Raw genomic sequence first — 11,429 nt, 5'->3', positions numbered from 1 at the left:
ATTTCCCAGTATGTAAGACCCCTTGAAGACGACGAGGTTGATAGGTTCGGGGTGGAAGCACAGCAATGTGTGTAGCTGACGAATACTAATCGGTCGAGGGCTTATCCTAAACACGTTTACTGTGACCCATACATCCGGTAGACAGCAGCTAAAAAGGCTTCAGCAAGCCTAATCTTTCGTATCCAGTTTTCAGGGCGCAACTTGATTACCTGATTATAAACAATTGATCTTACATAAGATTTATGTTTATGCTTAGGGCCTTTAGCTCAGCTGGTTAGAGCGCACCCCTGATAAGGGTGAGGTCGGTGGTTCGAGTCCACTAAGGCCCACCATATTTTCCCTGATAGCTCAGTTGGTAGAGCACTCGACTGTTAATCGAGTTGTCACAGGTTCGAGTCCTGTTCGGGGAGCCAAGTTTGGAGAGATACCCAAGTGGCTCAAGGGGACCCTCTGCTAAGGGGTTAGACTGCGTAAGTGGTGCGAGGGTTCGAATCCCTCTCTCTCCGTTCCAATTTTTCTAGGCCCGTTGGTCAAGTGGTTAAGACACCTCCCTTTCACGGAGGTAACAGGGGTTCGAGTCCCCTACGGGTCACCATATTTTTTCTTTCAAAATGACGCGGGGTGGAGCAGCCCGGTAGCTCGTCGGGCTCATAACCCGAAGGCCGCAGGTTCAAATCCTGCCCCCGCAACCAAAACACCTTTAAATGGTGAAAAAAATCCATATGCCGTTGTAGCTCAACTGGTAGAGCAACTGACTTGTAATCAGTAGGTTGGGGGTTCAAGTCCTCTCGACGGCACCATTTTTTCTTTCGATGCTCCTTGGTTGTTGCCAGGCAAGCATCAAAACTACCTGCAAAGGTAGACATAACCGTTACGCCGTTGTAGCTCAACTGGTAGAGCAACTGACTTGTAATCAGTAGGTTGGGGGTTCAAGTCCTCTCGACGGCACCATTTTTCTTAAGATGCCTCTTGGTTATGCCAAGCAAGCATCAAAAACCACCAGCATTGGTGGACATAATCGATGTGCCGTTGTAGCTCAACTGGTAGAGCAACTGACTTGTAATCAGTAGGTTGGGGGTTCAAGTCCTCTCGACGGCACCATCTTTTCTCGGGACGTAGCTCAGCTTGGTAGAGCACCTGGTTTGGGACCAGGGGGTCGCATGTTCAAATCGTGTCGTCCCGACCATCTTTTAACAGAATGATTGACAACATAAACCGCTATTCTCAAAGTCTACAGGACTTATGGGAATAGCGGTTTTTTTATGCGTTTATGGGGAAATATAAACGCAATATGCGGATGAAGTGCAATCACTTCATTGAATAAGGAGGCTTTACTGTTGAAGCAAAGGGTTAGAGTCGCTGTCATGCTTATTGCGATCTTATGGGGCTTAATAAGTCCAGCAGCTGCATATGGGCAGCCAGGGGTATTCCACTTCGGGTTTAAGAAAAGCGTGGAGGGGCGTCTGCCTTCGATCGATGAGGAGGGCTTTAAAGAAATCGTAACGAAGCACGGGGCTTTGTTTCTAGGGGATACAACGCAAAAGGAGCTATATCTTACTTTCGATAACGGCTACGAGAATGGCTACACACCGCGTATTCTTGATGTATTAAAAGATAAACAAGTACCAGCGGTCTTTTTTGTAACGGGACATTATGTCAAAGATCAGCCGGAGCTTTTAAAGCGGATGGTGCTGGAGGGGCATATTGTAGGCAACCATTCTTGGAGTCACCCGGATATGTCGACCCTCTCAGAATCAAGCATCAAAACGGAGCTCGATAAGGTCAAGGAGCATGTAGAAACGCTGACCGGTCAGAAAGAAATGAAGTATCTGAGGCCACCAAGAGGCATATTCAGCGAACGGATGCTTGCCGCTAGCAAACAATTCGGCTATACGAATGTATTTTGGTCAGTGGCGTACAAGGACTGGGATGTGAATGCGCAAAGAGGATCACAATATGCGTATAACGAGGTTGTTAAGCAGCTCCATCCCGGAGCGATCATCCTGCTGCATTCTGTTTCCAAAGACAACACCGAGGCGCTCGGCAGAATTATAGACGAGGCTCGCCGGCAAGGATATCTATTCAAGAGCTTAGATCAGATGGGCATTGATTTAAATATCTAGTAAAGTACGTCCAAAAGCCTTAACCTCATTACAGGGGTTGAGGTTTTTTTGTTATTCCGAACCATTTTATATTGCAAACGCAATGTTAAAATCTTTAGAATTCTGCCCTCATCCCTTACTTTGCCGCATGTTTAGCTATTTTAACTTCCATTATAATAAAGAAGAGTGTGCCTAAGCCCACTTAGGCGATGAGAGGTGAATGATGATGTTCAGCAAAAAAAATTGGGGAGCGTTTGTTAAAAAATTATATTATTCTCTTTCGCTCAAGCACAGAATATGGCTGACCTTCGTTGTTTTAATCATGTTTGGCCTTACAGCAACAGGAGGTATTGCCTACTGGATCGCTTCGAAGGAAATACAGAGGAATGCGCTCAAAACAAGTCAGGATACGGTCAACCAATCTGCTCAAATCGTAAATGAACGGCTTAAGAACATTGGTATTGCCGTTCGCGCGCTTATGTTCAGCGACCCGTTCAAGCAGGTGATGACCGATGCACAAAACAATGACCGAGACCACTATTACAATACGTGGACCTCTCTTCAAGGTGTTTTCTCGCAGGTGAAATTCAATGACTCGATGATTGACAGCATTTTGATTGCTTCGCCGATCGGCGATTATTATCATACGTCCAATGTCCGGGACACGGCAAACTCATTTTATAATTCGGATTTGTATACGCATTTCAAGGAAATAAAGCGGGGCTTTTGGACGAAAGGGCATAAGGATGCCTTTTTTATGGATAAACAGGATGTGATTTCCCTTGTTGTGGAGGGAGTCAACGAGCTGGGCGAGAAGCGATCGGATGTTTATGTGGTCATTAATGTGAAGCAAGATGATTTGTATGAGCTGTTCATGGAAAATTTGTCGACAGCAGAGAAACAGTATTATTTTGTAGATTCAGAGGGCGAAGATGTGAATTTAGATAATCGATCGAGTCAGGAGAACCAGTTGACGAAGCACTCGGCGTTCACGAAGCAGCTGACCGCAGAAATGATGGGCTCGTTTTTTTATAAGGACAGAAAAAAGGAATATCTGGTGAACTACGCAAGGCTGGAAGTAAAGGATGATTGGATGATTGTTGGTATCCAGTCGAAGAGCGACCTGCTAGCGAAACTGAACGGCATCAAGAAAGCAACGACTTACGTCATACTTGGGTTGATGGTTCTGTCATTATTCATAGCGAACAACATGATCTATTTATTGTTAAAACCATTGTTCAGTCTCCAAAGGCTGATGAAACGGGTGGAAGAAAATGATTTGAACGTGCGCTTCGAAAGCGAATACAAGGATGAGGTATCCCAGGTGGGGTTTCGCTTTAATCGGATGCTGGACGAAATCAAGCAGCTGATTGAAGACGTCAAGGTGCGGGAGAGTGAGAAGCGAAAGGCCGAGATCAAGGCGCTTTCCGCACAGATGGATCCTCATTTTTTTTACAATACGCTGAATACGATCTATTGCAAATCAGTGCTTGGCGAGAACAAGGATGTTAATGAGATGATTCTGGCTTTATCCCAAATGTTTCAGCTTAGCCTCAGCGGGGGGAGAGACTTAATTACGCTGGAGGATGAGCTTGATCATGTGCGCCAATATTTAGCCATTCAGCAGATTTCTTATGAGGAGCTGTTCGTTTGCCATATCGAGGTGCATCCGGAGCTGCTTGCCTGCGGAATTCCAAAAGTCGTCATTCAACCGCTTGTAGAAAATAGCATTTTGCATGGTTTTCAAGATCGTGAATCAGGCGGTGAAATTTATATTAATGCGCAATCGGAAGAGGACTGGCTGCATTTGACGGTAGAGGATAATGGGACGGGGCTCATTCCCGAGCAGCTCATGGCTTCGATTATTCATCCAACGACGATGGATGAGGGATATGCTCTCCGCAATATTTATCATCGGCTCCAGCTGTACTACGGCGACCAGCAGCGCATGATCATAAGCAATAATGGTAGTGGCGGAGCCCGGATTGAAATTTGGATTCCGAAGCAGACGGAAGGGATGGGGTAACATGAGTCAACCGGTGAAATTGTGCATAGTAGACGATATTCGAAGTGTAGTAGATATGCTGAAGCACAAAATCCCTTGGGCGGAGCATGGGATCGAGGTGGTCGGCAGCGCCACGAATGGCGAGGAGGGGCTTGCGGTTATTAAGCAAACGTCGCCGGACATAATTTTGACCGATATTCGAATGCCGAAGATGGACGGGCTAGAAATGACACGAAGTATTGTGGAAATGCTGCCTCATAGCAAAATTATTATTTTGAGCGCTTACACCGATTTTGAATATGCGAAAAAAGYGATCCAGTACGGGGCGCTTGATTATGTGAAAAAGCCTTTTTCAATCGAGGATATTATCAAAGTTGTCTTAAAGGCGAAAGAAGCATCGGAGCAAGACAAACGGGAACGTTCGCATGTCATTGGGCTGGAGAAGAAGATTAAGGAAAGCCTGCCTGCGCTGCGGCAGGAGTATATGTCACTGCTTGTCCATCATCAGACCGAGGAGGCGGATATTTCACAGTGGTGGGGATTTCTAGATCTGCCGCCTTTGCAGGCTCCGCTTGCGGTCATGGTAATTCAAATTGACCAGTTTACGGACAAATATGGCGGCTTGGTTGTGAAAGAGCTGGAGCTGGCGCGTTTCTCCCTGCAAAATATCGTCGAGGAGACGATCAAGGAGCATACATCGGCGGTTATCTTCCGGGAGGCGCTTAACCGCTACGTCTGCATTATGCAGGCGCAGCCCGGGGATCATTTGATGCGGATTGCTGATTCCTGCTGCGAAAATATCGCCAGCTACACGAAGTTTACTATTTCCATCGGCATCGGGATGGAGGCGGGGAGTGTGCGTGAGCTCCCGAAGAGTTATCAGCAAGCGCTCAGCGCCTTGTCTTATCATTTCTATACCGGGGGAAATGGCGCATTTAGCTCCCAGCAAGAAGCGCAGGACAGCGCCGCTGGATGGATTTATACGACAGAGAGTGAAAATGAATTTTTATTCGGTTTTCGCTCGGGCAATAAGGAGAAGACATTAGAGTGGCTTGCTTCCATTTTTGATGAAATGCAAAGCTCCTCCGTGCTCCCCGAGCCTAGCGATGTCGAGCATCTCTTTCACGGCCTATCCCTTAGAATGCTCAGGGTGCTGCTGGAGAAGTTCCCACGCAGCAACCTGAAGGAGTTTGAGTCGAAGGTGCAGGAGGCGAGACGGGGAAGCCGTTCGTCGCTGCAGGATTATAGGCAATGGTTGACTGAGCTTTGCGAAATCGGATGCAGGCTGATCGATAAGGAGAGGGCAAGCGAATCACAAAAAATTATATATAGATCGATCGATTATATTAAAACACATTTGCAGCTTGACCTAACTTTGGAGCATTGCGCAAGGCAGGCGAATTTAAGCTGGGGCTATTATTCCAATCTTTTCAAGAAAGTGTCGGGAACGACCTTCCAGCAATTCGTCACGCAGGTCAAAATCGAACGGGCGAAATCGATGCTAATCGAGGACTTTCAAGTGCAGGAAATCGCGCAGGAGCTTGGCTATGAACACAGGCGCTATTTCAGCGAGGTATTCAAAAAGCAGACCGGCCTTACGCCGACCGAGTTTAAGGAAATCTCCTTAGGCAGGTCTCCGAAGCCGTAGAAGCAAGGTTTTGATAATCATGAAATATCTGCCCTTATTCGCAAGGTAGCCACATTACCTATGTGGGTCTGATCTCTTATAGTTAAGAAGTAAGCAAACGGTTTCACCTACAAAGGGAGGATCACCAATGTACAAAAAACTCGGAACGATCGTGCTGAGCTCATTTCTTGCCTTATCACTGGCAGCCTGCGGAAGCACAAACAACAATTCGCCAGGGGCGGAGAGCGGAGCTTCCAACAAGCCTGCGGAATCGGACGGCGCTACAACACCAGCGAAAAGCGGCAAAAAGACAAAAATCGTGTATTGGACCGGAGATCGCCACGATATGGACTATATCAAGGAGGTTGTTCAAAGCTTTAATGACACGAATACGGACAACATCGAGGTGGAAATGGTCGTCAAGACGGATGATTACGATCAGGCAATCGACTTGGCGTTTGCTTCCGGACAAGGGCCTGATGTGTTCAGAGTGAAGGAGAATACGATCAAGACTTATGTAACTAAGGGTTATCTTGCACCGATTGATGCTATGCTGACAGACAAGATGAAGGAGCAGTTCCCGGTCATTCAGGACTTTAACCAAATTGATGGCAAAATGTACAGCCTGCCGAACTATGGCTCGACATTAAGGCTAGTGTACAACAAGGATCTGTTTGCCAAAGCAGGCATTGCCGCTCCTCCAACAAGCCTTGCGGAAATGGTCGACGCAGCCAAGAAAATAACGGCTGTCGGCAAGGCAGAGGGCGCTTACGGCTTCGCGCAAAACTTCAAAAATGCGGATAGCGCGTTTGGCCGCTCTGCACGTGTCATTGCTGAAGTGAGCGGTTACGGCGGCTTCGGATATGATTTTAAAACCGGAAAATACGACTTTGCAGGCTTCAAAGACATTATTCAATCCTTCAAACAAATGTATGACGACGGAAGCACGCTGCCGGGCATGGAGTCGCTTGATATCGATCCGCTGCGCGCGCAGTTTGCGGAAGGCAAGCTAGGCATGTACCTTTCCTTCTCTTCCGAGCCGGGTGTATACAAAAACCAATTCCCAGCGAAAATCGATTGGGCTGCGGCACCTGTGCCAACAATTGATGGAACAGTCAAAGGTGCAAGCTCGTTCCTTGGCGGCCAATGGCTGGCGCTAAGCAGCTTCTCCAAAAACCAAGAAGCGGCGTGGAAGTTCATGGAATATATGTACGGCGATGAAATTTTGAAAACGTATCATGAAAAAGGCTTTGGCATCTCGATGGTACCTTCAATTTCGGCAGTTGCCGCGAAACCGGACATCAATGGCATTGATGGTTTCCTGCCAAGCGACAACGATGCTACATGGCCATTAAGTCCGGCTGTTACGATTGAGGGCATTAAGTACAATGATGCATTCTTTAAATATATGCTGGGCGGCGGGGATCTGGATGCGATCATTCAGGATCTGAACACAAGGTACAATGCGGCGCTTGATAAAGCGATTGCTAGCGGCGATGTGACCACGGCAGCAAAACCAGATTTTGATCCAACGAAGCTGGGTGCGAAATAACGGCTTAACTATAGGAACAGCAATGCGGGGTGGAGTGCAGACTCCACCCTTTGCTTTCCCCTAAGACAGAGTGTACGGGAGTGGAAACGATGAACAAAGCGCGTCAAATGAGTTTTTCTTATCTTTTTTTATTTCCAAGCCTGCTGCTAACGGTTGTACTAGGCATCTATCCGCTAGGCTGGGCTATCCGGTATATGTTTTTTGATTATAAAGGCTACGGCGAAGCTAGATTTACCGGCTTGTACAACTTCCGCAGGCTGCTTGCTGATACCCAGTACTGGGACTCCGTAGTGAATACATTCATTTATGCGGGCGGCAAGCTGATTGTGACAATACCGCTATGCCTGCTGCTAGCCGTTATTTTGAACCAGAAGCTTAAAGGCCGCAATGTACTTCGTGCGATCTATTTTATGCCAACGGTCATCAGCTCCGCGGTTATGGCTGTCGTGTTCTTTATTATTTTTAATTCGTATAACGGGGTGTTGAATCAGTATTTGCTTAAGTTCCATATTATCTCCGAGCGGATTGACTGGCTTGGACCCAAAAACGCAATGATGACTACGATTATTATTGCCATCTGGGGCGCTGTGGGCAACTATATGCTGTTGTTCTTGGCCGGACTCCAAAATATTCCAAATGATGTGTATGAGAGTGCTTCACTAGACGGTGCAAACAAAAGACAGCAGTTTTGGTATTTGACGATTCCGATGCTTGGACCTGTTCTGCAAATCGTCATTATGCTGGCAATTATCAACTCGCTTAAAGGTTATGAAACGATTATGGTACTGACCGAGGGCGGCCCGATTGGAAAAACTGAAGTTATGTATTTATACGTATATAAGCTATTTTTCCCTACGCCTTCCTCCGGTGCGGTCGTTGACCAGCAGTTCGGCTACGGAAGCGCAGTCGGCTTCACTACAGCCGTAATTGTAGGCATCATTACGCTTGTCTACCATCTGCTGTCTAATCGCATGAATAAAATGCAATAAGGGAGGATGCTATGAAGACGGAAGTTATACCCCATGTTCAAACGAACCAGAAACGAAAACCGCTTCGCACAGGGAAACTAGGCGGGCAGCTGCTGCTCTGGATTTTCTTGATTGCAACGGCGCTCCTGATCTTGTTTCCCATAATCGTTACGTTGTTTGGTTCATTTATGTCGAATGCAGAGATTGCTACGGGCGGCAACATTTTGCCATCGGTTTGGCATTTTGAAAACTATGCGGAGGCTTGGGTGCAAGCGAACTTTTCCCGCTTTACTTGGAACAGTCTCATGCTTAGCGGCATGACAACGATCGGTACGCTTATCGTCGCTTCAATGGCTGCTTATGTTGTAGAACGGATGAATTTTCCGGGCAAAGGTTTATTCGTGGCGATACAGGCATCGACGATGTTTATCTCGATAGGTGCGGTCGTCATTCGCCCCCAATACGAGCTGATGATCAAGCTGCATTTGCATACCTCTTTATGGGGCGTTATTTTGATATTAATCAGCGGGCACGCTTATATTTTTTTCATCCTGCTTAGTTTCCTGAAAGGAATATCCAGAGAGCTGGATGAAGCGGCGCGGATTGACGGCTGTTCTAATGCAGGGATCTTTTGGAAAATTATTTTGCCGCTCCTTAGACCGGGACTTGGAGTGGGAGCGTTGTTCACGTTCTGCGGGGCATGGAACGAGTATTTGAGGCCGCTCGTCTTTACGATGAATACGCCCGAGCTGCAAACATTAACGGTGGGACTCTCCTACCTACGCTATGGAGCGTCGGCGGCGGTTCAGACGCATTATATGCTGGCCGGGGCTTGCTTGTCGATTTTACCGCTGCTTATCGTCTACATGCTCGCGAACAAATCGTTTATGCAGATGACGGCAGGATCACTGAAAGGGTAGGGAAAGAGGCATGCGTTATGAATGATAAACGGCTGGTGAAAATGAGAACAAACGCATGTCTACCGCAGTTTGAGGCGGCTATGCGGCTGCTGCGACAGGAAGCGGAAGAGGCATCACGCATCTCGTATACGATAGGTCCGGTGGAATATGGAGAATGGATGCATCAGTATTACTGCCATCATGACGAGGCGAAGCTCTCCTTTGATTGGGGGCAGCCGCACGCGCATGTCTGTCCGGTATGCGGCACAGTATGGTCTTGCGAACCCTTTGACTCTGCATGGACATCCTTTGTGCATGCGAATATAGGCCGCGCGGTTTATCATATGGCGATGCTTCACGCTATAGAGCCGGATGAAGCGCTGCTCCATCGAACGAAGCAGTTTCTTCTGTCTTATGCAGACAATTACGAAGGGTATAAGATTCACGGGTGCATCCCGTACAACGGTCCGGGTAAGTTGTTTGCCCAGACGCTTGACGAGGCGCACTGGATTATTGATTTGTCCGTAGGCTTTCAATTCATTCGGGCTTCGTTGTCTGAAGAGGAAGAGGCTCATATCCGTTATGGCTTGCTGGAGCCTTGCGTACATTTTTTAATCGCGCACAAGGAGGAGCAAATCCATAACCATGCGGTGCTGATTACTTCCGCGATCGCGTCCATTGGCATTTTGCTGAACGATGAGGGGATTATTCATGCCGGACTCTCTGGAGAGTATGGGCTGTATGACCAAATGAAGCGGGGCCGCTTTGCTGACGGACTTTGGTACGAGGGGAATGTTCAGTATCATTTTTATGCGTTCAAGTCGCTGCTGAACTACGCGCTTATGGCGGAAGGAACGCCTTGGGATATTTGGCAGGAGTCTGGCCTCCAATCGATGTTTGATTATCCGGTTCACTGGATATTGCCAAATGGCTATATGCCATCTTTCAATGATGCAGGAAGCGCGGGCGGCATTCATACCTATGCGCCTTATTATGAAATAGCGCTGGATATTTTTGGTGATGAGCTCTATCGCTCGCTGCTGAATACGGCCTATGGCACGCAGTGGGCGGAAACGGCATTTACAGGCGTGAAGACAGTGGAGCGAGACTCTATTCTAGCGTTATTGTTTGGCTGTGAGCTTGCACCTGCGGACGCTTCTGAAGGTGAACAGCTGTGGAAGGCATCACACCGTTCGGTATCCATGCCCGTGAGTGGGATAACGAAGCTGGTCAATGCGAAGCGCTGGCAGGTGTTCATTAAGCACAGCAAGTTCGGCGGCGAGCATGACCATATGGACCGGCTCGGCTTGTCCGTCGTATGCGGGGAAGTGCCGCTGCTCGTTGATCCGGGCACGACCGCTTACGGCGTGCCTGCACATTATGGGTGGTTTAAGCATACCTTCTCGCATAATACAGTGTGCCTGAATGGCGCCGACCAGCCTCCGGCAGATGGGCGGGTTATTCGGTTTGAGCAGCACCCGTGGGGAACATGGACAGAAACGATGGTAGACTGGAAATCGGAAGCATATGAGATGAAGGACCGGATTATTTTGCCCCCGGAGCTTAGTCCATGGAATCTCTTGGCTTACGAAGGTGCTTCTATTAGAAGAATAAATGTGCTGACTGAGCATTATTTGCTTGATATCGTCAAGGTAGCTGTAAGCGAGCCGCGGGAAATCAGCTGGATGAATCATTTTAGCGGGAGGCTTGAAGAGGAAGAGGACAAGGTCTGGCAATCGACAGATGTATGCTTAAGCAGGCTTGATCAGCAATGGTTTAAGCACAAAAGCAGGTTTATGGCTGGTGGAATTTCTGAAGGAACGCTAACTTTTCGCTATAAAATGGAGAATGGGAGCTTGAGGCAGCATCTGTGGAGTTCTCAGCCTGTGGAGATCTATTCGGCTTTGACGCCGGATAACCCGCCGGATCGGGACCGGACCTCACTTATTATGCAGGTGAAAACCGGCCAAATGATCGTTTTTGCGCAAGTGCTATTTTATGATTCGGAGCAAGAGCCGTTGTCCGAAGGAGCAAAGCTGGTGGGGAACGTTGAATCAGTAGATTATGCTGATACAATAGAGTCTATAGAAACAGTAGAGTCTATAGAAACAATAGGGAAAACGGAAACGTTTGTGAATACGGAAACTTTGCAGATTACTGAAATATCGGATCAGAGCTACCGAATGACAATCACAGCAGATGGGGTCAGAGATGAGTACTCGCTGATGTGGGACGATGGCGGAGCATGGCTAGACAAATGGGATGGTAGAAGCTAA

7 protein-coding genes, 9 tRNA genes and 1 rRNA gene are annotated in these 11,429 nt (G+C 47.7%); all 17 read left to right on the top strand.

Translation table 11 applies throughout. The features are described 5' to 3' along the window. Positions 1–109 (top strand): 23S ribosomal RNA (locus AB4Z50_RS31300); the annotation flags it as partial. 146 nt (positions 110–255) lie between these two features. Next, positions 256–332: transfer RNA gene (locus tag AB4Z50_RS31295), tRNA-Ile, on the top strand. A 5-nt stretch (positions 333–337) separates the two neighbouring features. Then, positions 338–413 (top strand) — tRNA-Asn (locus AB4Z50_RS31290). Positions 414–418: 5 nt separating this feature from the next. Then, positions 419–506 (top strand) — tRNA-Ser (locus AB4Z50_RS31285). A gap of 14 nt (positions 507–520) precedes the next feature. Continuing rightward, positions 521–595 (top strand) — tRNA-Glu (locus AB4Z50_RS31280). Between the two features lie 20 nt (positions 596–615). Continuing rightward, positions 616–692, top strand: a tRNA-Met gene (locus tag AB4Z50_RS31275). A gap of 32 nt (positions 693–724) precedes the next feature. Continuing rightward, positions 725–800: transfer RNA gene (locus AB4Z50_RS31270), tRNA-Thr, on the top strand. 75 nt (positions 801–875) lie between these two features. Further along, positions 876–951, top strand: a tRNA-Thr gene (locus AB4Z50_RS31265). 74 nt (positions 952–1,025) lie between these two features. Next, positions 1,026–1,101 (top strand) — tRNA-Thr (locus tag AB4Z50_RS31260). An 8-nt stretch (positions 1,102–1,109) separates the two neighbouring features. Continuing rightward, positions 1,110–1,186, top strand: a tRNA-Pro gene (locus AB4Z50_RS31255). A gap of 178 nt (positions 1,187–1,364) precedes the next feature. Beyond that, on the top strand, positions 1,365–2,123 hold the full coding sequence (pdaA, locus tag AB4Z50_RS31250; RefSeq protein WP_179089892.1) for a delta-lactam-biosynthetic de-N-acetylase: 759 nt from the start codon (positions 1,365–1,367) through the stop codon (positions 2,121–2,123). A 205-nt stretch (positions 2,124–2,328) separates the two neighbouring features. Continuing rightward, positions 2,329–4,128, top strand: a complete 1,800-nt coding sequence (locus tag AB4Z50_RS31245) for a sensor histidine kinase (protein ID WP_441885499.1) — start codon at positions 2,329–2,331, stop codon at positions 4,126–4,128. A 1-nt stretch (position 4,129) separates the two neighbouring features. Then, positions 4,130–5,755 carry a response regulator gene (locus AB4Z50_RS31240; RefSeq protein ID WP_441885497.1) on the top strand — a complete coding sequence of 542 codons (1,626 nt, stop codon included), beginning with the start codon at positions 4,130–4,132 and terminating at the stop codon, positions 5,753–5,755. A 127-nt stretch (positions 5,756–5,882) separates the two neighbouring features. Next, the gene (locus tag AB4Z50_RS31235; RefSeq protein WP_441885495.1) at positions 5,883–7,286 is read left to right on the top strand and encodes an ABC transporter substrate-binding protein; all 1,404 of its coding nucleotides are present in this window, start codon (positions 5,883–5,885) and stop codon (positions 7,284–7,286) included. Positions 7,287–7,375: 89 nt separating this feature from the next. After that, entirely contained in the window at positions 7,376–8,275 is a 900-nt protein-coding gene (locus AB4Z50_RS31230; RefSeq protein ID WP_441885493.1) for a carbohydrate ABC transporter permease, read from the top strand. An 11-nt stretch (positions 8,276–8,286) separates the two neighbouring features. Beyond that, on the top strand, positions 8,287–9,174 hold the full coding sequence (locus AB4Z50_RS31225) for a carbohydrate ABC transporter permease (RefSeq protein ID WP_441885491.1): 888 nt from the start codon (positions 8,287–8,289) through the stop codon (positions 9,172–9,174). Positions 9,175–9,191: 17 nt separating this feature from the next. Then, positions 9,192–11,429: a heparinase II/III domain-containing protein gene (locus tag AB4Z50_RS31220; RefSeq protein WP_441885489.1), complete on the top strand. Its 2,238-nt coding sequence runs from the start codon at positions 9,192–9,194 to the stop codon at positions 11,427–11,429.

Origin of the sequence: Paenibacillus sp. 2TAB26 (assembly GCF_052115145.1) — a bacterium.
Taxonomy (GTDB): Bacteria; Bacillota; Bacilli; order Paenibacillales; family Paenibacillaceae; genus Pristimantibacillus.
This window is presented reverse-complemented; position numbering and strand designations above follow the sequence as displayed.